Source organism: Streptomyces sp. NPDC000151, from assembly GCF_040301705.1.
Classification (GTDB): Bacteria; Actinomycetota; Actinomycetes; order Streptomycetales; family Streptomycetaceae; genus Streptomyces.
The window spans coordinates 1-22,418 of the sequence record NZ_JBEPFC010000014.1; the positions used below are offsets into that span (position 1 = coordinate 1).

Annotated in this window: 21 protein-coding genes, 1 tRNA gene and 1 pseudogene; 8 read left to right on the forward strand and 15 right to left on the reverse strand. The window is 69.9% G+C overall.

From position 1 onward, the window contains the following. From ABT381_RS06895 to ABT381_RS06915, 5 genes and pseudogenes are all read left to right on the forward strand, one after another. A pseudogene (locus ABT381_RS06895) lies at positions 1 to 411 on the forward strand (ATP-binding protein); the annotation flags it as partial. After that, positions 401 to 847 carry a roadblock/LC7 domain-containing protein gene (locus ABT381_RS06900; protein ID WP_351588840.1) on the forward strand — a complete coding sequence of 149 codons (447 nt, stop codon included), beginning with the start codon at positions 401 to 403 and terminating at the stop codon, positions 845 to 847. The pseudogene ABT381_RS06895 and the gene ABT381_RS06900, both read left to right, overlap by 11 nt. Positions 848 to 849: 2 nt before the next feature. After that, on the forward strand, positions 850 to 1,251 hold the full coding sequence (locus tag ABT381_RS06905) for a DUF742 domain-containing protein (protein WP_351588843.1): 402 nt from the start codon (positions 850 to 852) through the stop codon (positions 1,249 to 1,251). Then, a complete protein-coding gene (locus tag ABT381_RS06910; RefSeq protein WP_351588846.1) occupies positions 1,229 to 1,864 on the forward strand; it encodes a GTP-binding protein in 636 nt (211 codons plus the stop codon). Before ABT381_RS06905 ends, ABT381_RS06910 begins: the two co-directional genes overlap by 23 nt. Next, positions 1,861 to 2,469, forward strand: a complete 609-nt coding sequence (locus ABT381_RS06915) for a GAF domain-containing protein (protein WP_351588849.1) — start codon at positions 1,861 to 1,863, stop codon at positions 2,467 to 2,469. The genes ABT381_RS06910 and ABT381_RS06915 overlap by 4 nt, the downstream gene beginning before the upstream one ends. 100 nt (positions 2,470 to 2,569) lie before the next feature. On the opposite strand, the gene ABT381_RS06920 is transcribed toward ABT381_RS06915, so the two are convergent. Further along, positions 2,570 to 3,817, reverse strand: a complete 1,248-nt coding sequence (locus tag ABT381_RS06920) for an acyl-CoA dehydrogenase family protein (RefSeq protein ID WP_351588852.1) — start codon at positions 3,815 to 3,817, stop codon at positions 2,570 to 2,572. 464 nt (positions 3,818 to 4,281) lie between these two features. After that, entirely contained in the window at positions 4,282 to 7,464 is a 3,183-nt protein-coding gene (locus ABT381_RS06925; protein ID WP_351588855.1) for an amidohydrolase family protein, read from the reverse strand. Positions 7,465 to 7,647: 183 nt separating this feature from the next. Between ABT381_RS06925 and ABT381_RS06930 the strand changes: the two genes are divergently transcribed. Continuing rightward, positions 7,648 to 8,562, forward strand: a complete 915-nt coding sequence (locus ABT381_RS06930) for an alpha/beta fold hydrolase (RefSeq protein WP_351588858.1) — start codon at positions 7,648 to 7,650, stop codon at positions 8,560 to 8,562. 155 nt (positions 8,563 to 8,717) lie between these two features. On the opposite strand, the gene ABT381_RS06935 is transcribed toward ABT381_RS06930, so the two are convergent. From ABT381_RS06935 to ABT381_RS06945, 3 genes are all read right to left on the reverse strand, one after another. Continuing rightward, positions 8,718 to 9,620 (reverse strand): transketolase family protein, encoded by a 903-nt coding sequence (locus ABT381_RS06935; RefSeq protein WP_351588861.1) that lies wholly within the window; start codon positions 9,618 to 9,620, stop codon positions 8,718 to 8,720. Positions 9,621 to 9,623: 3 nt separating this feature from the next. Continuing rightward, positions 9,624 to 10,340: a thiamine pyrophosphate-binding protein gene (locus tag ABT381_RS06940; protein WP_502965699.1), complete on the reverse strand. Its 717-nt coding sequence runs from the start codon at positions 10,338 to 10,340 to the stop codon at positions 9,624 to 9,626. Between the two features lie 119 nt (positions 10,341 to 10,459). Continuing rightward, positions 10,460 to 10,750, reverse strand: coding sequence for a YiaA/YiaB family inner membrane protein (locus tag ABT381_RS06945; protein WP_351588867.1), 291 nt, complete (start codon positions 10,748 to 10,750; stop codon positions 10,460 to 10,462). Positions 10,751 to 10,914: 164 nt separating this feature from the next. Between ABT381_RS06945 and ABT381_RS06950 the strand changes: the two genes are divergently transcribed. Continuing rightward, positions 10,915 to 10,988 (forward strand) — tRNA-Pro (locus tag ABT381_RS06950). Between the two features lie 25 nt (positions 10,989 to 11,013). On the opposite strand, the gene ABT381_RS06955 is transcribed toward ABT381_RS06950, so the two are convergent. The 6 genes from ABT381_RS06955 to ABT381_RS06980 all read right to left on the reverse strand — a co-directional run bounded on the left by ABT381_RS06955 (position 11,014) and on the right by ABT381_RS06980 (position 16,504). Beyond that, positions 11,014 to 12,582 carry an MFS transporter gene (locus ABT381_RS06955; protein WP_351588870.1) on the reverse strand — a complete coding sequence of 523 codons (1,569 nt, stop codon included), beginning with the start codon at positions 12,580 to 12,582 and terminating at the stop codon, positions 11,014 to 11,016. A gap of 123 nt (positions 12,583 to 12,705) precedes the next feature. Further along, positions 12,706 to 13,131, reverse strand: a complete 426-nt coding sequence (locus tag ABT381_RS06960; RefSeq protein WP_351588873.1) for an acyl-CoA thioesterase — start codon at positions 13,129 to 13,131, stop codon at positions 12,706 to 12,708. 187 nt (positions 13,132 to 13,318) lie between these two features. Next, entirely contained in the window at positions 13,319 to 13,765 is a 447-nt protein-coding gene (locus ABT381_RS06965) for a MaoC/PaaZ C-terminal domain-containing protein (protein ID WP_351588876.1), read from the reverse strand. A gap of 94 nt (positions 13,766 to 13,859) precedes the next feature. Next, complete coding sequence (locus ABT381_RS06970) at positions 13,860 to 14,219, reverse strand: EutQ-related cupin domain-containing protein (protein WP_351588879.1); 360 nt, start codon at positions 14,217 to 14,219, stop codon at positions 13,860 to 13,862. Positions 14,220 to 14,269: 50 nt separating this feature from the next. After that, a complete protein-coding gene (locus tag ABT381_RS06975) occupies positions 14,270 to 15,166 on the reverse strand; it encodes a nitrilase-related carbon-nitrogen hydrolase (protein WP_351588882.1) in 897 nt (298 codons plus the stop codon). Between the two features lie 120 nt (positions 15,167 to 15,286). Further along, on the reverse strand, positions 15,287 to 16,504 hold the full coding sequence (locus ABT381_RS06980) for an NAD(P)/FAD-dependent oxidoreductase (RefSeq protein ID WP_351588885.1): 1,218 nt from the start codon (positions 16,502 to 16,504) through the stop codon (positions 15,287 to 15,289). 213 nt (positions 16,505 to 16,717) lie between these two features. On the opposite strand from ABT381_RS06980, the gene ABT381_RS06985 reads away from it, so the two are divergent. Beyond that, a complete protein-coding gene (locus ABT381_RS06985; protein WP_351588887.1) occupies positions 16,718 to 18,361 on the forward strand; it encodes a PucR family transcriptional regulator in 1,644 nt (547 codons plus the stop codon). Between the two features lie 47 nt (positions 18,362 to 18,408). On the opposite strand, the gene ABT381_RS06990 is transcribed toward ABT381_RS06985, so the two are convergent. The 4 genes from ABT381_RS06990 to ABT381_RS07005 are packed head-to-tail and all read right to left on the reverse strand — an operon-like array spanning position 18,409 to position 22,025. Then, positions 18,409 to 19,251: a polysaccharide deacetylase family protein gene (locus ABT381_RS06990; protein WP_351588890.1), complete on the reverse strand. Its 843-nt coding sequence runs from the start codon at positions 19,249 to 19,251 to the stop codon at positions 18,409 to 18,411. After that, positions 19,248 to 20,120 carry a citryl-CoA lyase gene (locus ABT381_RS06995; protein ID WP_351588893.1) on the reverse strand — a complete coding sequence of 291 codons (873 nt, stop codon included), beginning with the start codon at positions 20,118 to 20,120 and terminating at the stop codon, positions 19,248 to 19,250. Before ABT381_RS06995 ends, ABT381_RS06990 begins: the two co-directional genes overlap by 4 nt. A gap of 17 nt (positions 20,121 to 20,137) precedes the next feature. Then, on the reverse strand, positions 20,138 to 21,193 hold the full coding sequence (locus ABT381_RS07000) for an NAD(P)H-dependent flavin oxidoreductase (protein ID WP_351588895.1): 1,056 nt from the start codon (positions 21,191 to 21,193) through the stop codon (positions 20,138 to 20,140). Positions 21,194 to 21,245: 52 nt separating this feature from the next. Next, a complete protein-coding gene (locus ABT381_RS07005; protein ID WP_351588898.1) occupies positions 21,246 to 22,025 on the reverse strand; it encodes an SDR family NAD(P)-dependent oxidoreductase in 780 nt (259 codons plus the stop codon). Positions 22,026 to 22,418 lie beyond the last annotated feature (393 nt).

The following is a 22,418-nucleotide window of genomic DNA, read 5'->3' on the forward strand; positions in this document are numbered from 1 at the left end:
GCAGCGGACGCTCCCACCGCCGCCGCGGCCCCGGGGCCCGAGACCGCCCCCGGCCCCGTCGTCCTGCCCCCCGCCCCGCCCGTGACCACCGGCGACCGCCCCCGGCTGCCGCGCCGCCGCAAGCAGGAGCACCTCGTCCCCGAACTGCGCGCCGACCCCACCCCGCCCGGCGGCACCCGCACTGCGGGGCGCCCCGAGCCCGAGCACGACCCGAACCTGATGGCCGCCTTCCGGCGCGGCATCACCCGCGCCGACGACACCTACGACGCGGCCGCGGACCGGGGCACCGCCTACGACAGCAACAGCGCCTACGACAGCGCCGCTTACGACAGCGGCGCCCCGTACGACAACACCGGCAACGGCCCATCCCCGAGCCGCCACCGAGGAGACGACCAGAACCATGGTGAGTGACGTTCACGTACAGCCCCAGCGACACGGCGGCCGGCCGACTACGGACCTGTCCTGGCTGCTGACCGGACTCGTCCAGCGCGTACCGCACGCCCGCAGCGCCCTGCTGCTCTCCTCCGACGGGCTGGTCAAGGCCGCACACGGCTTCGAGCCCGACAGCGCCGACCACATGGCCGCGCTCGCCTCCGGCCTGTACAGCCTGGCCCGCAGCGCCGGCGTCCGCTTCGGTGACGGCGACGACGTCCTCCAGGTCGTCGTCGAGCTGGAGTCCACCCTGCTCTTCGTCTCCACCGCGGGCTCCGGCGCCAACCTCGCCGTGCTCGCCTCCCGTGAGGCCGACGTCGCCGTCCTCGGCTACGAGATGGGCATGCTGGTCAAGAGCGTCAAGCCGTACCTCGCCACGCCCGCGCGGCACCAGGCGCAGGCGGGCAGGCACTGAACATGGCGGTACGTCGCCGGCGACGGCAGGGGTCGGAGCCGCTCTGGATCGACGACGAGGCCGGCCGCCTGGTCCGTCCGTACACCGTCAGCAACGGACGGACCCGCCCGACCGCGCACTTCGATCTGCTGACGATGGTGATGGCCACCGGCAAGCGGCCGGTGACGTGTCAGGGCCCGGACCACATGCAGGTCCTCGGTCTGTGCGGCGGCCCGGTCTCGGTGGCCGAGGTCGCCGCGCACATACGGCTGCCGGCGGTGGTCACCAAGGTGCTCCTCGCCGACCTCGTGGACTGCGGAGCCCTCACCGCCCGGGCCCCCGCGCAGACTCCGCAAGGCCCGTCGCCCCGTACCGACCGAGCCCTCCTGGAGGCGGTGCTGCATGGACTCCGACAGCGTCTTTGAAACGACCAGTACTGTGAATCCGTACGCCCCGGAGACCACCCCCGAGGGCGACCCCTTCCCGTCCGCCCTGAAGATCCTCGTCGCGGGCGGCTTCGGGGTCGGCAAGACCACCTTCGTCGGCGCCGTCAGCGAGATCGAACCGCTGTGCACGGAAGAACTCCTCACCCAGGTCAGCGTCGGCACCGACTGCCTGGACGGGGTCGAGCAGAAGACCACCACCACCGTCGCGATGGACTTCGGGCGGATCACCGTCAGCACCGACCACGTGCTGTACCTCTTCGGCACGCCCGGCCAGCAGCGCTTCTGGTTCATGTGGGACGAGCTGTCGGCCGGCGCGCTCGGCGCCGTGGTCCTCGCCGACACCCGGCGCCTGGAGGACTGCTTCGCCGCCGTCGACTTCTTCGAGCGCCGCGGCATCGAATTCATCGTCGCGGTCAACCAGTTCGACGGCTCTTTCCACTACGAACCGGACGAGGTGCGCGCCGCCATAGACCTCTCGCCCAGCACCCCGGTCGTGCTGTGCGACGCCCGGCACTGCAGTTCCGCGACCAACGTCCTGGTCTCCCTCGTCCAGCACCTACTGACCCCCGCTTTCGCAACGGAGCTGCCATGAACCGGCCCGCGTCCCGCCTGCCCGCACCCACTTATGACCCCACCCGGCATCTGCTGCTGACGCCCGACGACGACGAGGCGCCGGCGCGGGTCGCCCGGCTGCGTACGCTCGGCATCGGCGAGGCCCCGCTGCCCGCCTTCGACGACTTCGCGCGCAACCTCGCCCGGACCACCCAGGCCCCGTACGCTATGGTCAACTTCATCGACGAGCACCGGCAGTACTTCGCCGGCCTCTACACCCCCGCCGAGGAGCAGGCGCCGGTCGAGCTGGGGCCCGCGCCGGCCAGCGCGCAGCCGGGCCGGGTGATGGCCCGCGACCACGGCTACTGCCCGCACGTCATCGTCCGCCGCAAGGCCCTGGTCCTGGAGGACGTCTGTGACTACCCGCGGTTCGCCGGCAATCCGGTCGTCGACGAGATCGGCATCCGCTCCTACCTCGGCGCGCCGCTGATCGACCGTACGGGCATGGCGCTCGGCACCGTGTGCGTCGTGGACCTCGAACCGCGCCCGTGGGGCCGCGAGGGCCTGGACACCATCAAGTCCATGGCGTCCCGGCTGGTCGACCAGATCCACCGGATGGAGCGGGAGCGGGCGGACGGGCTGTGAACAATCGCGCTGACAGGCCGACGGGCCGGTGGGGCCTCGCTGTGACAGCGAGGCCCCACCGGCCCGTTGCGTGGGCTCTCCCGCGGTAAGTCCTGTTGGGTCACCCGGTAAGCAGGCCCGCTCCCGCGTACGCGTGGTGGTGGTCGTACTCCTCCATGCGGTCCTCCGTACGGACCCGGTCCGCCAGCCTCGTGGACCATTCGCCGTGCGCCGTGCCCAGGGCCAGCTCGCCCAGCCGCAGCAGCTGGATGTCGGAGGTGCCGGCCGGCGCGAAGATGTGGTGCGCGTCCCGCAGATAGCGCTCCACCGGGCGGTCGGTGAACAGCCCGCACGCGGCGTGGATGTCCATCGCGTCGCGCGCCGACTCGATCGCCGACTCGACGTTGACGAGCTTCGCGTTCATCAGCTCCGCGTCGCAGCTCTCACCCCGGTCCAGCAGATGCACCGCGTGGTAGGCCGCGAGCCGCGCGGTCAGCAGCCGGGACTGGATCCGGCCCAGCTTGAGCTTGATGTTGGTCAGCGCGTGCAGCGGCTTGCCGTACCGGTGCCGCTCCGCGCAGAACCGTGCGGTCTCCTCCAGGACCGCCTGGTGGATGCCGAGGGAGACGGCGGTGAGGTTCGGCCGGCCGTACAGCACGCTCGAGGAGTAGGCGACGGCCAGTCCGTCGCCCTCCCGGCCGAGGAGATTCGCCGCTGGGACCCGGCAGTTGTCGAAGAACAGCTCGCCGAAGCTGAAGCCGTGCAGGCCCATCGTGGCCGCCTGTGGGCCGACCCGGAAGCCGGGGCGGTCGTGCTCCACGAGGAAGGCCGAGAGGCCGTGCGAGCCCTCGCCGGTGCGCACGACGACGCCGTGCAGATCGCCGACGTGGCTGTTGCCGACGTATATTTTGCGGCCGTTGAGGATGTAGTCGTCGCCGTCGCGGACCGCGCTGCTGGTCATGCCGAGCACATGACCGCCGGAGTGCGGCTCGGTAACCGCGATGGTCGGCAGGCACTCGCCCGCGGCGATGGCGGGCAGCCAGGTCTTCTTCTGCTCCTCGCTGCCGAAATGGATGATCTTCGCGACGCCGAGCTGGGACGCCTGCACCATCGCGCCCATGGCGGCGCTGACCCGGGACAGCTCCTCGATGATCACCGTCTTGGCCACGTGCCCGGCCCCCATGCCGCCATAACCGCGCTCGACGGTCGCGCCTATCCACCCCTGGCGGGCGATCCGGCGCGACAGGGCATGGCAAACGGAACGGCTTGCCTCCATCTCTGCTATGAGGGGGCGCACTTCGCGCTCGGCGAAGTCGCGCACCCTGTGCCGGAGTGCCTCATGCCGCTGGTCGGTGAAGTAGCGATGCAAGACGAGCCCTCCTCCGCGATGCGTCCGTGCTAGTAGCTCTGCGTCATCCGGTACGTGTCATTCCTCGATCGAATCCGGACAGTTGTTCTGCGGTTACCCCGAGTGCAATACCCGTTGGCATACCTGGCACAGGACGCATAAAACCTCTACTCACCGCATTTATGCGAAGACAATGGAGTGCGCATTGATCCTTCACCACCCCGAGGGGGTGTCACATGCGGAAATGCAGAACTGAGGCAGGAGTGATCAGAGTTGCTCGTCGAGTGGGTACGTGTGACCGAATTTCATCGTGGTCTCGTCACCCGTTGAAGGCGTAGCGCACGCACGTACGCCACTCGCCCCGGCGGATCGAGGGCGGGACAGGTGGCGGCGGGCGACGTTCTGCCGGTGCCGTACGCCTGCGCACGCCGCCCGCGCCACCCGACGCCTCCCCCCCCTCGTACGCCCGGTGGTCCTTCGTACGGTCAGTGGTCGGGCCCGCAGCAGGAGTCCCGCCGGAGCTGCCGGCCCACCGCCCGCCAGTCCTCCGCTCCGGCCGTCCGGGCCGTATGCGGCCGGGCCGCCGCGAACGCGCCCACCAAGTCGGCCTGTTCGTACAGCCGACCGCCCCGCAGCACACCCGTCGTGCGGACCAGCGAGTCGAAATCGCGGAACGGATCGCCGTCCACGAGAGTCAGATCCGCGAGCCTGCCCACCTCCAGCGTCCCCAGATCCCGCTCGCACCCGAACACCCGGGCCGGCAGCGCCGTCGCCGTGCGCAGCGTCTGCGCGACGGTCAGCCCCGAGCCGTGCAGCGCGCGCAGCGCCAGGTGCAGCGACAGCCCGATCGGCATCAACGGCGCGTCCGTACCCAGCGCGACCAGCCCGCCCTTCGCCAGCACCCGCCGGTAAAAGGCCGTCTCCCGGGCAACGTCCGCCAGCTGCGTCTCCGTCGGCCGGTGCGCCGCGTCCTCCTCGACCAGCGCCACGTCCCACGGCGGCATCAGCGTCGTCACCCGCGGATCGTCCGCGAGCCCCGGATCGGCGCCCAGCAGCACCCCCGCCGTGAAGGGCGTGGCGACCAGATGGAAGTCGGTCCCGGTGTACACCTCCAGCACATCGCTGTACGTACGGGCCGCAGCAGACGTCGCGTGCCCGAACTCCAGCCGCTGCGTCGCCTGCAGATGAGTCGTCAGATCCTGCCCCAACTGCACACCCGGCGTCAGCAGATGGCTGCCGGACCGCACGCCCAGCCGCTCGTGCGCGAACTCCGCCGCCTCCTGCATGATCCAGCCCGGCGCCCGGACATACGTCTTCACGAAGTCCCAGTCCAGCGCCGCACCCCGAGCCAGCGACCGGCGCAGCCCCGCGCGCGTCCGGTGGGCGCGCCCCATGCTGTACGCCACTCGCGCCCCGTCCAGCAGCTCCCCGCAGCTGATCAGCCGCGGCCCGGCGAGCACCCCGGCGGCGACCGCCTCGCGCAGCCGCGCCTGCTCGTACGAGAAGCCGCCGAACGACACCGCCGTGGTGATCCCGTACGCCAGCTGCAGCGCGGTCTGCCGCCCTCCGTACGTCAGCTGCCAGGGGTGGGTGTGGGAGTCCCACAGGCCGGGGATCACCGTGCGCTCGGAGGCGTCCACCCGGTGGGCCGCGCGGCGCCCGGCACGGTGCGGCGACACCGCCGCGATCCGCCCGTCCCGGATCACCACGTCCACGTCGTCCCGTACGCCTTCGCCCACGCCGTCCCAGAACCGGCCCGCGTGCACGACCGTGTCCGCCGTCGGCGCGCGCCGGTGGTCCAGCCGCAGCGGTACCGTACGCGGCGCCCCACCGGCCGCGTCGACCAGCCGCAGCCGCCCGGCCGAGAGATAGAGCAGCGTACGGGAATCGCCCGACCAGGACGGATGGTCCGCCGGCTCCTCCGTGAGCTGCCGCGGCGCGCCGTCCGGGGTGCCGTCGGGCCGCACCGGCAGCAGCCACAGCGCGGACTCGGCGACCAGCGCCAGCCACCGCCCATCGGGCGACCACACAGGCCCGGAGCCGTAGCGGTCGGAGAGCGACACATGCTCCCCGGCCGCGTGCAGCCGGCTCGCTCCCGAGGCGGTGTCCACCACCCGGATGAGGTTGTAGCCCTCGCGGAAGCGCTGGTTGAGCCGGTTGCGGTCGCAGAGCGCGAGGTACCGGCCGTCCGGCGACCAGCTGGGCCGCCCCGGCAGTCCGCCCCCGCCGAGCGGCGCCGCCAGCTTCCGCTCCGTACCGGCGTCGAGGTCCCGCACCACGAGGTTCCCCGCCATGTCCAGCGCGGCCAGCCGCCGCCCGTCGGGGGAGAGCGCCGGATGCACCCGGCCGCCCTCCGTGAGCACGCGCTCCTCACCCGTGGCCACCTCCCGGCGGCGCACCGCGTACAGCCCGTCCCGGTCGTCCGCGTACACCAGTGCCCGGCCGTCCCGGGTCCAGGACGGCGCCAGGAGGTACCGCGTCGGACCCGTCTTCACGACGCGGCGCGGCGCGCCACCCGAAGTGGGTGCCACCCACAGCCCGTTGAGCGCGGCGAAGGCGAAGCGGCGGCCGTCGGGGGAGAGCGCCGGCAGGTGGACGCCGCGCACCGGGCGCGCGCCGTCCCGCTCGAAGCCGTAGTCCTTGACCCGGTACCGCGGCCGCTCCACCGGCATCGCCGCGGCGAACGGGATGGTCTCGGCGGCGTCCGGCCGCTCCGGCCGTACGAGGGTGAACTGCCCGCCCACGGTCACCAGCAGCTCCTCGCGCGAGACCCAGCGCGGCGGTACGGGCATCACGTCCCCGTCGACCGGCACCGCGGCGCCGTCCACGACGAGCGTGCACGTGGGCCCCGGGGCCGCGGTGGTGCGCACGTAGGCGAGCCGCCCGGCGGGCGACAGCGCCGGCACCATGACCTGCGCGGCGGCCGTCTCCGTGTGCTCGGTGACCACTGGGCCGCGCCCGTCCGCCGGCACGGACGCGACCGTACGGGACTCCAGCGCGGTCCCCGCCACCCGGCCGCGGACGAACCAGAGGCGCGCGCCGTCCGGCGCCCACACCGGGTCGAAGTCCTCCCACGCACCGCCCTGGTGCGGACCCTCCTGGCCCGGCACCCCCGTGACCCGCGTCAGCTTCCCGCTCGCGAGCTCCAGTACCCAGATCCGGTACGGGCTGCCGGCCACCGGGTCACCGCCGCGCTCCGAGGCGAAGGCGATCCGGGTGCCGTCCGGCGACCAGGCGGGCCCCCGGTCGTCCCACGGCCCCTCGGTCACCTGGCGCAGCGCCGAGCCGTCCGGGGCGAGCGTCCAGAGGTGGAAGCCGCCGCCCTGATACGCGCAGACCGCCAGCCGGGAGCCGTCGGGAGAGAAGACCGGGCGGGTCGGCTCCAGGAGGGGCGGGGTGAGCGCCGTCGCCGTACCGCCCGAGCGCGGCACGGACCACAGCACGTTCTGGATCTCCGCGATCAGCCGCTCGCCATCGGGGGCGAGGGTGGCGGCGCCGTTGGTGGCGGCGGTGAAGGAGAGGGGGTCGGCGGCCCGGGCGGTGGCCGGCACGGGCACGCCCACCAGGCCCACCGCGGCCGCGGCCGTCGCGGTGCTCTGCAGGAAACGGCGGCGGGAGAAGGGGAAGGGGGCGGCGGTGGCGCCCGGGGAACTGTCCGTGGTGTCCAACGGTCCTCCTACGACAGGGGATACGTGTGGTGCACAACCGGTCAGGAACCCGCCGATCTTTCCACGCACCGGACCCGAAAGGTCAACACCGCGTCGCGTCGCCTCTTGGCGCGTCCCGTCCCTGGACGAGAAGGTATCCCGGACCGCTCAGCCCACCCGCGTCAGCAGTCAGGAGACGACGCCATGCAGCAGGACTTCCACGAGGCGCCCGACGGCACCCGAGTGGCCACCTACACCTGGCTCCCCGAAACGGGCCGGCCGCACGCCCTGGTGCAGATCGCGCACGGCGCCGCCGAACACGCCCGCCGCTACGACCGCTTCGCCCGCTTCCTGGCCGGGCACGGCTACGGCGTCGTCGCCTCCGACCACCGCGGGCACGGCGCCACCGCCCTGTCCACCGGCGGCCGCGGCGTCGTCGGCGAGGACGCCTGGCGCCGCATCGTCGACGACCTCAAGGCCGTCGGCGACACGGCGCGCGGGCTGCACCCCGGAGTGCCCCTCGTGCTGCTCGGCCACAGCATGGGCTCGATGCTCGCCCGCGACTACGCCCAGGAGTACGCCGACGGGCTCTCCGGACTCATCCTCTCGGGCACCTTCCGCACGCTGCCCGGCGCCGAGATCGAGGGCTCGATCGCCGCGCTGGAGGCCGAGGCGGCGGAGCGCGGGCGCACCGCGCTCTCCGACTTCATCCCGCGCCTCTTCGGCTCGTTCAACGATCCTTATCCGCACCGCACCGGCTTCGAATGGCTCTCTCGGGACGAGGCCGAGGTCGACGCCTACGTGGCCGACGAGGACTGCGGCTTCCCCTTCTGCGCCGGGCTCGCGCTGGACTGGGTACGCGCGGCCCGCAAGGTCAACGACCCGGCCAACCTGGCCCGCACGCCCCGCGACCTGCCCGTCCACCTCGCGGTCGGCGACCAGGACCCCTGCAACCAGCGGATGACGCTGGTCTACGAACTCCTGGAGGACTTCCGCTACCTGGGCACCGAGGACCTGACCTGGAAGGCGTACCCGAACGCCCGCCACGAGATCCTCAACGAGACGAACCGGGAGGAGGTGCGGCAGGACCTGCTGGCGTGGCTCGGCAAGCACGTGTGACGGCGGCGGGCGGGCGCTGGGGGCCGATTGTCAGTGGGGAGCGCTACGTTCGTGAGTGCGCAAGTTCGTGAGTGCGTGACTGAGTGGCGGGGGTGGGGGAGGGGCCGTCGTCATCGTCTCTCCCGGCATTGGGGAGAGGGAGGGGCCCTGCCTCCTCAGCCGCCGACGAAGCCAGCGATCCGCCCCCGCAGCGCCCCCGCATCCAGCCCATGCGCCGCCAGATGCGCCGCCATGTCCCCGTATCGGCGCAGCTCCTGGCGCCGTACACCGAGGCCCAGCACCCGGTGCGGGATGTCCTGCAGCGCCTCGCCCGCGGCCGCCGCCGACGTGCCCGCCAGATACGGCTCGACCAGTACGACGTTCGCCGCGTCCCCCGCCCCGACCGCCGCCCGCAGCGCCGCGCCGTCGAAGGGCCGTACGGTCGTGGCGTACAGCACCGTGACGTCCAGCCCCTCGGTCGCCGCCAGCACATTGTCCAGCATCGGCCCGACCGCGACGACGGTCCCCGCCCGCCCCTCGCGCACCGTCAGGAACCGCTGCCCGTCCACCGCCCGCGCCGCCTCGTTGGTCTGCACGGACAGCCGTACGTACACCTTGTCGTCACCGGCCGCCGCGGCGTGCCGCAGCAGCGCCTCCGCCTCGTCCGGATGCCCCGGCACATGCACGGTCCACCCGTCCAGCGTGTCCATCAGTGCCACATCACCGGGCGCCATATGGGTGAAGCCACCCGCCGGCCAGTCGTACGACCCACCGGCGCTGACCAGTACGCCACCCACCCCCTGATGCCCGAAGTCCAGCTTCACCTGCTCGAAGGGCCGCTCGACCAGAAAACTGGCAAAGGTGTGCACGATCGGCCGCATACCGGTCAGCGCCAGCCCGCCGCCCACGCCGACCAGCAGCTGCTCCCTGATCCCCACATTCAGCACCCGGTCCGGGTGCCGGTCCAGCGCCGCTCGGAAGCCGTCCTTGCCGATCTCGGCGAGCACGACGGCCAGCCGCGGATCGTCGTCCAGCAGCCGTGAGGCGACCGTGGCGAAGCGTTCCCGCATGGTGTCCATGGCTCATGCCTCCTTCGACTCGACGCGGGCGACGACGGCGTGCGGCCGTCCCGGATGCGGCGCGGTGTACGCCGCGTACAGCGCGTCGTGGTCCCGCCCGTCGACCGTACGCGTGGACCACCCCGCCGCCTCGAACCGCGCGGCGATGCCACCGTCCCTCGGGTACGACGCCGACGAGTTGTCCAGCACGATCGTGTGCAGCCGGTCCAGTCCGGCCGGCCCCGCGTAAGCAATCGCCTCGTGGTTACTGCCCTCGTCCAGCTCGGCGTCGCCGATCAGCACCCATACCGCGGGCCCGGTCAGCCCCTGCGCCCGCAGCCCGAGCGCGGTACCCACCGCGAGCGGCAGCCCGTGCCCCAGCGACCCGCTGCCGATCTCCGCGCCCGGTACGAGCAGCCGGTCCGGGTGGTGTCCCAGCGGCGAGTCGTACCCACCGAACCCGGGCAGCCACTCCACCGGGAAGAACCCCTTCGCGGCGAGCACCGCGTAGTACGCCATCGGCCCGTGCCCCTTGGACAACAGGAACCGGTCCCGGTCCTGCGCCCCGGCCGTCTCCGGGGTCACCCGCAGCACCCGGTCGTAGAGCACCCAGAGCGCGTCGAGCGTGGAGGTCGCCGCGGGCCCGTGCTTCTCGTCGCCCGTCATCAGGCCCATGAGGTACGCAAGCCGGTCGTACGGAAGCGGCGCGTACCCGGCCCGTTCCGTCGTGAGGTCGGTCATCACATCTGTCATGCCGACCACTCTGCAACCTCAACCAAACTTGAGGTCAAGGACGATGAGCATCACCCGTGAGGCGTCTGGTACCGAGGGGCATTGAGCGTGCGTACAAGGTCGATCGATCAGACACCGGGCTTGAACACATCCTGCTCGATCAGCAGCTTGTCGATCCGGGCCTTGTCCACCCGGTTGGTCACCTCCACGACCTCCTGCCGGTCACGGATGCACTTCGCCAGCGTGAAGGCCGACGACACCACGAAGACGAGCCCGAGCGCGAGAAAGCCGCGCTCCCACGCCCCGACGGGCAGCTTGGCGATCCCGATGACCAGGGCCACGAGCGACAGCCCGAAGGAAACGGCCGCCTGCACGAAGAAGGCGGTCGTCGTCGGACGCTGAATGGATGGTGTGCTCATGAGCAGTAGCGTGCCGCCCGGTGACCCGCGCCACATGAGTACGCCTACTCATCCCGCCCCGGCCGCCCCACCCACCCCTCCCGCTATCCCGCAGCGCGCACCCTCTGACATGGGGTATTGTTCTCGTGCACGGCCGCCCGGGGATTCCCGAGCCGGCCCGGCACCGGGACGTGGCGCAGCTTGGTAGCGCACTTGACTGGGGGTCAAGGGGTCGCAGGTTCAAATCCTGTCGTCCCGACAGCAATGTCGGGTTTTCCCGCAGCTCAGGGGCCATCTTCGGATGGCCCCTGGCGCGTGTTTGGGAGCAACTTGGGAGCGCTCTTCTGCTCCCCGCGCTCCCATCGGGTCTGGAGCTGAGTCGGGGCCGTTGAAATCCGCTGTTTCTGGATGGCTTCTACGACGCGCGGGTCCTCGGGGACCAGTTCGGTGGCGTGGCCCTCCTCTGTTACGAGGAAGGGGACGGTCGGAAGGGGCAAAGCGTCGAAGTCCAGCAGGGAGTCTCGCGGGTGCCCCTCGACGAGCATATGTGCCTCGGCGCTCGTGCCTACTCGTGGCATTGAGCCGGGAAGGGGGCGGCGCGCCGTTTCCTTGAGGAAGCAGACCGAGACGCAGCCGACGGCGGCGGCAGCCATGACGTAATAGGCCGGCATCATGGCGCTGCCCGTCCCTGACACAAGGGCGTCGAGCACGAACGGTGTCGTTCCCCCGAAGGCTGCGGCGGCGATGTTGTACGAGAGCCCCATGCCACTTGCTCGCGATGCAGTGGGGAACTGTGCGGGGAGGGCGGAGGCCAGGCCCGCCGAGCTCAACCCTGCGGCGAGAGCGAGCAGAGCGAGCCCGGGCACAGCGGTCCACACACCTCCGAGACGCATCAGGTAGAAGGCTGGGACGGCGGAGAGGAAGGCGATCGTGGATGCGGCCCACAGGATCGGCCGTCGGCCCACTCGGTCGGAGATGGCTCCACCGAGCGGTACGAACAGACCGGTGGCCAGCAGCAGCGGGAAGGTGAGCAGGGTTCCCTGGGCCTGACTGAACTCCAGTGACGTGGTCAGATACGTCGGCATGTACGAGGTGAGGGCGTACGCGACGATGTTCTCCGCGGCCACGACGCCGATGCCGGCGAGTACCAGGTAGCCGTGGGAGCGGAGGACGTGCAACGGGCCGACCTTGGTCGGGTGCGCCGGGTCGACGTGTTCCTGCGCGACGCGGACGGCGCGGAATGCCGGAGACTCCTCGACTCGGAAACGCAGGTAAAGCGCGATCAGGCCGAGTGGCCCCGCCAGGAGGAAGGGAATGCGCCAGCCGTAGGACTCCATCGCCGCGTGGCCGAGGAGCAGTTCGAGGCCGGTGACGACGCCGGCGCCGAGTGCGAAGCCGAGATAGCTGCTGCCCATGAACCCGCTGTAGAAGCCTCGGTGGCGGTCAGGCGCGTACTCGCAGACGAAGGTGGCACCACCGGCGTACTCGCCGCCGGCAGAGAAACCCTGCGTGATCTTGAGTACGACCAGCAGAACAGCGGCCCAGGCGCCGATCCGGTCGTGGCCCGGCAGTAGGCCGATGAGAAAGGTGGATGCTGCGATGAGACTGAGCGTGGAAGCCAGTGCCGCGCGGCGGCCGATCCGGTCGCCGAGCCATCCGTAGAACATCCCGCCGACCGGGCGGGCGACGAAGGTCGAGGCAAAGGTACCGAAGAGGAACAGCGTCTGAGTTGTGGGATCGGTGCCAGGGAGGAAGACAGGTCCCATAGTGGTGATGAGGTAGCCGAAGACCCCGATGTCGAACCACTCCATCACGGTCCCCACGGAGGTTCCGAGCAGGGAACGTCGGAGCATGGGCCGGTCCACGACACTGATGTCGTCGACTCGCAGACATCGTTTGCGGAACTCGATGCGCTGCTCCGGGCCGCGCTATGGTTGTTCAGCCTTCATTGGGTATCTCCCTCTGGTGCGGTGAGGTCACGACGGAGTGGGGGCCGCATGCTGAGCGGGGACCGCCGCGCGCAGTGCGGTGGCTACGTCGCCAGTGAGCGGGCGTGCGCTGCCGGTGGCCGGGTCGACGTTGACGTAGACGAGCTCCATGTCAGTGAGGACTGTGCTGTCGCGGGTGACGCGAGTGACCAAGGTGAAGCTCGATGTGCCGACTCGTGTGCAGGTGACATGGGCTTCCAGTTCCTCGTCGAAATGCGCGGGTGCTCGGAAGCTGAGCCGGGCGCTGACGACGGACGGGTCGACGCCGGAGGCGACCAGGTCGCGATAGGGGTAGCCGTGCGCGCGAAAGAACTCGGTCATGGCGACATCGGCGATCTCCAGATAGCGCCCGTTGAAGAGGAACCCTTGCGCGTCCGCTTCGTGATATCTGACGCGGTGCCGGTAGGTCGTCATCGACTCTTCTCCTGCCATTGGCCGGTTGATGGCCATGGACGTTAGCGACGGCTGTGCGGAACAGGCATTAGGAAAAGGACCAGAGGTGAGGGTGGAGCGTCGTGCTGAAGCCCATGGCTGACCGGGGCAGGGATGCCGAGAGGGCGCCCACCGGTGTGGTGGACGCCCTCGGGTGAGAATCAGCGGGCTACTGGGGGCGGCGGAGCAGCATCACGGTCCACAGTCCGGATTGGCAGATGTCTCCGTGCTGGTTGAGGAGATCGATGCGAGTGGTCACGATGCCGCGGTCCGGCCGGGAGCGTGACGGGCGTGTCTCCACCACCTCCTCGCGGACCCGAAGGGTGTCACCGATACGCACAGGAAGCAGCATGTTCCAGTCACGGATGCCGAGGAAGGCCACAGCCGAGCCATCCTTCCAGCCGAGCCGCATTTCCAGGCCGAAGGCCATGGCGAGCGCGCCGGGGCCGTGGAAGACGCGCCCGCCGAACTCGCTCCGGCGCGCGTACTCCTCGTCGGTGTGGAGGGGGTGCATGTCGCCCGACCACGTTCCGAACGTGACGACGTCGGATTCGGTGACCGTGCGTCCGCCGGTCTCCCAGAATGTGCCGACGGACAAATCGTCGAGGTAGCGCACAGCAGGGTGTGCGGAGGAAAGGGGAGTGGTGGTCACTGTCGTCGTCCAATCATGGTGTGGGTACCGGGAGTTGCGTCGATGACGCGGCGCAGGGTCATGACCGTTCCTGCCAGTTCACCGGGGAGATCGACAGCAGCAGGCGGGTACCGATGAGGGCCCCGTACTGGACTGTGCTCCCCTTGGGCAGCACGATCAGCGCGCCGGTGTGCGCGGTGACCTCACGTGTCCCGCCGTTCTCGTGGACGATCAGTCGTGCGCAGCCTTCGAGGACGTAGATCGTCTCCTCGTAGCGGACGGTCCACGGATCGGTGTGTCCTGCGGCGTGGAACTCCATGATGTAAGTACCGAGTTCACTCAGTCCGCAGTCGGCGGTGAGGTGCTCGATAGTGGCGGGGCCGTGCGGCTTCTCGTTCGTGGCGCTGCGTTGGGGCAGCACGACCGGGGCGAAGGTCATCGGATACTCCAGGCGGAGAGGCGGTCGGTGGGCACCGTGAGGTAGCGCTGTCAGGCGTCGTTCCGGGCGAGAGCGGCGTACAGGTCCGGGCGGCGCAGGGCGAGGCCGGGTGCCTCTGGTCGGGCACGGGAGGCAAGGAGAAGGTCGTGGTCGAGGGTGGCGAGCACGAGTTGTTCCGCGGGCCCGTCGGCGATGGCCAGCAGCCCGTCGTTGTGGCCCACCGTCCGGTCGACGGGGGCGGCCACGAGGGCTCGGCCGACCGCGTGCATCGGTCCGTCCAGCGGCAGGCCCGAGGTGCCGATCAGCGGGGACATGACGACGTAGAGCTGGTTCTCCATGGCGCGCGCCTGGCAACCGGTGCGCACGCGGTGGACGCCGCGGCGGTTCCAGGTGAGCGAGGGGCAGAGAATGAGGTCCACGCCGCTGTCCACCAGGTGGCGGGAGAGCTCGGGAAACTGGATGTCGGCGCAGACCAGTACGCCGACGGTGAATGGTCCGACATGCGTGATGAGGAGATCGTCGCCGCCGCGGGCACCCAGCTCGTGCTCCTGAGGCGTCAGGTGGGTCTTGTCCTGAGTCTCCACACGGCCGTCAGGGTGTACCAGGTAGGCGGTGTTACGCAGGGAGCCGTCGGCGGAAAGTCGGTTGTGGCTGCCGCCTGCGATGACGATGGCGTACTGGCGGGCCATCGCGGACATGCCCTCGACGAGCCGGTCGGTGAACGACGTGAGGACATTCCAGTAGTCGTCGGAGACGGTCGCCCGCGTCACCTCGTGGTCGGTGATCGCCGCCAGCAGACCTGTGCTGACAAGTTCCGGGAAGAGCACCAGTTCGGCGCCCTCTGCGGCGGCCTGCCCCACCAGGGACTCCATATGCCCGAGGAGGCTCTCCGCGTCTTTCTCCGGGCGCAGTTCGAACTGCACCGCCGCGACCGTGAGTGTGGACATCGGCTTTTCCTTCCGTCGGCTCTCGCGGAAAAGCTAACGCGCCTCGACCCACGGCCCCATTGGCGCAATTCCCTTAATCCGGACCGCCGTTGGGGAGAATTCCGAGACCGTGGGTCCCGCTCAATCGCGCGGTGTCCGCAGCGCGGCACGGTCGGCGCGCAGCGCCTTCGCGTACGGGGTGTGCTCACCGGCGATGATCTCGGCAAGGACCTGGCCGCACGCCGGGCCACTGGAGATTCCCCAGTCGTGGCCCACATTGACATAGGCGCCGTCGGCGGGACCGACGATGGGAAGCTGGTCGGGCGTCTCGCTGCCCAGGCCGGCCCAGAGGCCCGTGACCCCGAATTCGGCGTACTGCGGGTAGCGCTCTGCGCCCACCTTCGCCATCACCTGGGTCGCGGCAAGGCTGATGTGGGGGTTGAGCGAGCCGTGCCCGTCGATGCTGTGACCGATGTACAGCGAGCCCCCTTGGTTGAGCATCGCCGTGTCGTTGAAGAATCCGCGGGCGTCGCCCTCAGCGGAGGCGAGCGGGGTCGCGAACGCCTCCGGGGCGAACTGCGGCAGGTCCGTGAGGGCGCCACAGCCGTGCACCCCGCGCGGGCCGTGCAGGACCGGACTCGATGCCGACTCGACCGGCTGCATCATCAACTGACCGATACGCACCGTGCTGAGAGCGGAGGGCACGCCCTCGGTGGGCAGAGCGGAGGCCCAGGCGCCCGTCGCCCACACCACGCCCGAGGCATGGATCTCCCCGCGCACGCTGCGGACCCCGACCACACGGTCTCCGTCGCGCAGCGCCGAGAGCACGGCTGTGTTGCGGAAGATTCGTACCTTTGCCCGGGTGCAAGCGGCCTCCAGGGCGGAGAGGAACTGCTGCGGATCGATCTGAGCGTCCTCCGGGCTGAAGACTGCGCCGATTGCCGTGCCGGGAAGAATCGGACTCAGCTTGGCGGCCTCTGCCCGGCCGATGAGCTCCAGCTCGACACCGCTGGCCCGGCGGTCCTTGACATAGCCGGCCATGACCTCGGCCTGTTCGTCCGTCTCGAAGAAGAACAGGCCGCCGTCGGTGCGGAGGTCGAAAACGTCACCGAGTGTGTCGCGGTATTCCTGGTACTTCTTCTTGCCTGCGCGCGCCAGCGACAGCTCCGTTCCCGTTCGTCGGGTCTGCACCCAAAGGGCACCGGGATTGCGTCCCGACGCCCCGTACGCCGGGAAGCGTTGATCGACGACGAGCACGCCGAATCCGCGTTGCTTGAGCTCCCACGCCGTGCACAGACCCACGATGCCCGCACCGACGACGACGATGTCGGCTGTTGCCAGGACTTCCCCGTTGCTCATGAGTGCTTCTTCCCCTTCGGTGTAGCTCCGGACTGTGCCCCACGGTAGAGAGCCGTGGCCCCCTCGGCACTGGAACCATCACAACGGGCCGTGCAATTGTTCGTGAGACTTCCGATGTGGGGCCTCCGGCTGCTTTCTAGGATGGCGAACCCACGAGGAGACCCGTCGGCTGGAGGCACCTGTATGGACCGTTCTGCCGGCCCCACTCTGGGGATGCTGATCGCTGAGCTCGGCCCCCAGGCACGCCTCTTGAACGGCGAGGAGGACGCCACCCTCCTGCCGGTGCGCTCCGCCAGCGTACTGACGGCAACAACCGGCACCACTGACTGTGCGGCCGTGCTCGTCTGTCCGCCCCTGATCAGCAGGGATGAGCTCACCAAGGCCGTGCGCGCCCTGGACGGCGGGCCCGCGCGGATCCTGGTACTCACCGCGCCCTGCCCGGTCCCGGCCGCCGAAGCGGCCGCGCTGGCCGGGGACCACCTGCTCGTCGAGGCCGGCGGCACCATTGATCCAGCTGAGGCCGTACTGGCCATCGGCCGGGTCTGCGGGCGGCCGGAGGAGAACATGGCCAGGCGCCTGGCCTCGCTCCAGCGTTCGCTCACTCAGACGCTGGGCTCATCCACCCCGTTGCCCGACCTGCTCGCCCGCCTCAAGAGCACCTGCAACGCCACCGTGGCGCTGGTCGACAAGCGCGGGCAAGCCCTCCACTCGACCGGCCCGGCACCACTGACCTTGCTTGTCGACACGGTCCGGCGCACCGATGCCGAAACACAATTCCTCGACGTCGACGGCTGGACCGGAGTGGCCGACCGGGTGCGTGATCCGGACGTACCGGGCGACTACCTGGGTTGGCTGGTCGTAGTGAACCGCCGGGGCGACTTCGCGGACCCCTATCTCGTCTCGGCCGTGCACGTCGCGGCCTCCTTGGTCGAGGTGTGTCACCAGATGACCCAGGTGTCCCGCCGGCAGGAGAACGCTGTCCGCGCTGCCGTGCTGGAGGAGGCACTTGCCCTGGAGCCGTTTCCCGACGACCCCGAACTGACGGGACGCATCGCCGGACTCGGCCTGGATTTCGGCCACGAGATCCGGACCATTGTGCTGCGCCCCGTCCGTTCGTCCTTGACCTCCCGCGGTGTCCCCGTACTCAGACAGGCGGCCGACGGGCTGGAACAGGCCCTCAAGGACGCCAATGTTCCGTTTCTGCTCAGTGTGCGCGACCGACAACTGGTGGCCGCTGTCCAGTGCTCCCCGTCCACGCTGAAGCGGCTCATTTCCGGTGCCGATGGCAGTATTCCGGACGCCTATATCGGAGTGGGGCGAGACGCACGCAGCACGGGCGAGCTCGCCCGTTCCCTGCACGACGCGCAGCTCGCCGTGCACACCCTTCTGCGCGACGAACGAGGACGACGCGTCCTGACCTACGACGACTTCGACTTCGCCACCTGGCTGTTCTCCGACGTCGGTGTCGACCGGCTCATCGACTGGGCCCGGGAGTTTCTGCGCCCCCTCGCCGACCGGCCGCCGATGATCGAGGGGCTGCGAGCCTACTTCGAGCACAAACAGAGCATGAACGGCGCGGCCCGCTCGCTCAATATCCACCACAACTCGCTGCGTTACCGGCTCGCCAAGGTGGAGGAGACCCTTGACATATCGCTGCGCGATCCGGCTGCCACGGCCTCCGTCTTTCTCGCGCTGACCGCACTCGATCTGGCACGCGCCCCCCGCACCCGACTGCAAAGCCCCCGGTTTGACGAGGGGTGCAGACCCACCGACATCGATGCGCCCCAGCAGCCGGTCGGCGAGGCATCCCCGCACTCCGGCGGACTCGGTGTCGTCTTCGACCCCGACCGTGCCTGAGGGCACGATCGGGGTCGAGTGACGGGGGCGCGCTCGCGTCGTTCGAGTCAGTCGTCACACCAAGCGGCGTGCACCTCGGAGAGCGTGGGGAACCAGACATCCGGCTTCGCCGTGATGTGCTCCAGGAATCGCTCCAGCATGATCAGGTTGTGCGCCCGCCCGATGCACTGCGGGTGCAATGTCCAGGTGAGTACAGCTCCGGGGCAACGCTCGTGGGCGAAATCGAAGCTGCCCTTCCAGCGTGCCAGGACAGCCTCATTGCTCTGCATAAGGGCGTTCCCCTTGAAACTCTCCAACTCGGGGAAGTCGTCCAGGGCCCAGGACACGGGGATTTCCAGCACCTCGCTGGGCGGGCCGAACCGATTGCCGCGTTCCAGGTCGAACTCGACGACCATGCGTGGGCGGTACGGAGTGAAATCCCGCCCCATGAGCGAGGAGTCCCACGCGAATCCGAATTCCGCGAGGAGTGCGAGAGTGTTGTCCGTTACGTCGAGGGCGGGGGAGCGGTATCCCCGCGGTCGACGGCCGAGAACGCGTTCGTGCTCCTTCAGTTGAAGTTCCAGCAGCCGACGTTCCTCGTCGATTTCCAGCTTGGGGATGTACTCGTGGTAGACGCCGTGTGCGGCGATCTCGTGGCCGTCCTCAGCGATGGCCCGCACCGCCTCGGGGAAGGTCAGCATGGTGTGGACCGGGACGCACCAAGTGGTGGTGATGCCGTATCGGCGGAACGTCTCCAGCAGGCGCGGGGCGCCTGTCTCGGCTCCGAACTCGCCTCGGGACATCTGGGTTTGGGAGCGGGTGCGAAACGTCGCCATCCAAACGCTCTGCGCGTCGAAGTCAGGGCTGAGGGAGACGGCGATCCGTTTGCCCTCGGGCATGCGCAGTGTCACGATCCGGCCTCCGCCGTTGCCGGGGCCCGTTCGGGGAGCCAGCCCGCAGCAGCCAGATCGGCGGCCACGTCTCTGTCGCGCAGGGCCTGGTAATCGACGTCCGACCGTGGGATCACGCGGATCGGTCTGCCGGCGGCCAGTTCCTCGGAGACGTGCGCGATCACTCCGGGCAGGGTCGACAGGATCGCCAAGCCCGTGCCCTCCTCGGGTGTGTAGCCGAGCCCGACCAGGAGCACGGCCATCATCCCGACGTCATTGATCGCGATGTCCGACTTGCCGGGCAGCCTGGTGAACGCGGCGTGCAGTGCCTCGTACACCGTGCCTTCGGCCGGCCAGCAGTCCTCCTCCACGGCGAGCCTGCGCAGGGCCGCGGCGCGCGGGTCGACTCGTTTGAAGACAGGGTGCCCAAGCCCCGGAATGCGTTGCCGGGCTGCGCGAAGCCGGGCGACTTCCGTCTCGGCGAACTCCTCGATACTCAGGTCGGAGTCCAGATACTTCCGGTGACTGTCGAGAAGGAAGCGAGCGGTGTCCTCGGTGGCAAGCGTGTGCTTTCCGACGGACAGGCAGGCAGTGGCGAGCCCCGCCGGCATGCTCGGATTGGCCGAGACGGCGTAGCGAGCAGCGGCGGTGCCGGGCTTTTCCAGGCCGTAGTCGAGGACCGCGGCGAGCACGCCGTCCAGTACCCGGGCCTGCGCCGGCGTGGGCAGTTCACCGCGGATCAGGAGATGGGACGCGGCGGTGAAAGGGAGCGCGCCGATCAGGCTCGGCTGGTCGTATCCGCGCACGAACACCTTGTCGTCGGTGAGGGTGCTCACCCTGGTCGTCCAGTAGGGAGGGCGCGGATGAGCGCTGTCGTCAGTGGTGGGCATGGTTGTTCTCCGCTCCATCAGGACTGCGGGGAGAGGCCGGCGAGGATGGACTCGGCCTGGGCGACCATGGAGGTGACGATCTCGCCTGCGGGCCTTATGTCGTGGACGAGTTGCGTGGTGTGTCCCACGGGCATCATCCCGGTCGCCGTATCGCCGTCCTGGTATCCGGTCTCCACCCGGGCGCCGGCCAGCGCGTACTGCGCGGGGAATGCCTGCGGCTGCTGCTCGGAGCCCTCCCAGCGGGCGGTCCAGTCGTTACTGAAGGCACGCATGCGCTTGCCGCTGTACGAGTAGGTGATGGTGGTGTCCTGGAACCGGCCGGCCACCACCCGGTTCTTGAACGCCTGGTGGCCGTAGGCTTCCGGCGTGGCGACAAACCGAGTGCCCACCCAGACGCCGGAGGCGCCGAGTCCCAGGGAGGCGGCCAGGCCGCGCCCGTCGGCAATGCCGCCGGCGGCGAGAACCGGAATGTCGACGGCGTCGAGTACGGCGGGTACCAAGGCCATGGTGGACACATGACCGGTGTGGCCGCCACCTTCCGTCCCTTGGGCGACGACCACGTCGACACCGGCTGCTGCAGCCGCCTTCGCCTTGCCCACGGACCCGACCAGCGCGATCACGACGATGCCGCGCTCGTGGCAGGCGCGGACGAACCACTCGGGTGTCCCGAAGGTGAGGACCACGGCCTTCGGCGCCGCGTCCAGAACAATTTCCACCTGGCGGGCCGTGACGCCGGGGGTCAGGAACGCCTCGATCCCGTCGGTGAGCTTGGCCCGCTCAGCCGCGGGAAGTTCATCGAGCAATCGGCGTACCGGTGCCCACTGCGCCTCGTCCTCCGTGGTGAGAGAGTCCGGCAGCAGGAGGTTGACGGCGTACGGCTTGTCGGTGCCGGCCTTGATCTTCTCGATCTGGGCGCGCAGATCGTCCGGCATGAAGCTGGCGCCCCCCAGGCAGCCGAGGCCGCCCGCCGCGCTGACGGCGACGGCGAGTTCGGCCTGGGCCACCCGAGCCATACCGGCCGAGCAGACGGGGTGCTCGATACCGAGCAGGGAGGTCAGCGCAGTGCGGATCATGTGTAGCTCTCTTCCGTGAGGACTCGGTTGGAGCGGAGCGGAGCCGCCCGGGTCAGGTGGCGGTCCAGCCGCCATCGACAGCCAGCGACTGCCCGTTGACGTAACCGGCCGCGTCGGAGGCGAGGAACAGCACGACGTCGGCGATCTCGGCCGGGGCGGCGGAGCGCTTGGCCGGAATGAGGAAGTCCATGATCTCGGGAGAGACGCCGATGCCACGCTGTTGAGTGGAGACGAGGTCGCCGAGGACCTCCTCCGAGGTGGCTCGCAGCCCGGTGCGGGTCACGCCAGGGGCGACCACGTTGGCGGTGACGTTGTGCGGGCCGACATCGATGGCGAGCCGGCGGACCATTCCTTCGATCCCGGCCTTGGAGGTGACATAGGAAATGCCGTCGGCGGCGCCCCGTCGTCCCGCCACGGACCCGATCACGATGATGCGGCCCTTCTTCTGGCCGATCATGCGCTGGGCCGCGGCCCTGCTGCTGTGGAATGCGCCGGTTAGGTTGATGCCGATGACCTTGTTCCAGAGATCGGGGGTGGTCTCCACGACGTCGGCGTAGCCGTCGAATACGCCTGCACAGTGCACCAGCGCGTCAAGCGTGCCGGTGTGCGCCGCGGCCTGCGCGACGAAGGCCTGCACCGCCTCGTGGTCGCTGACGTCGACGGCGCTGGTGAACAGAGAGTCGGGGTGGCCGGCCGCGGCTTCGGTGGCAGCCATCCGGTCCTTGGAGATGTCGCTGGCGAAGACGGCCCAGCCCTGTTCCGCGAAGGCCGTGGCAATGGCCTGTCCGATCCCGGATCCGGCTCCGGTGATGGCCACGGTGCTTGAAGTCATGCCGGTACTTCCTGATCTTGTCGAAGGGGCGGATGCGCGCCGGTGGTGTGCGAGCGGGAGCCAGGTCCCTCGGGAACCACGATCGCCGCAGAGGGAATCGGGGCCCATTGGCGAAGTGACGAACGTTCTGCCAGGAGCTCGGCCGATTTCCAGTGGGTCGGCGCGCCGTGGCCGCGGACAGCGCCGGTCGAGGGCGATCAGGCCGTGCGGTGCACTCCGGCGTTGTGTTCCGGGCGACGCCCTGGCGGTCCCCGTTGCGACTCATGTGAACGCACAGCGGGCGGCCTTGGAGTCGTGACTTCTCCAATGGTGTGCGCATCGGCTGCGGCCTAGTTTCGCCACGCCCGGGAGCCTCCCGCAGCACACGGCCGGCGACCTTCCGGGCCCGGACCG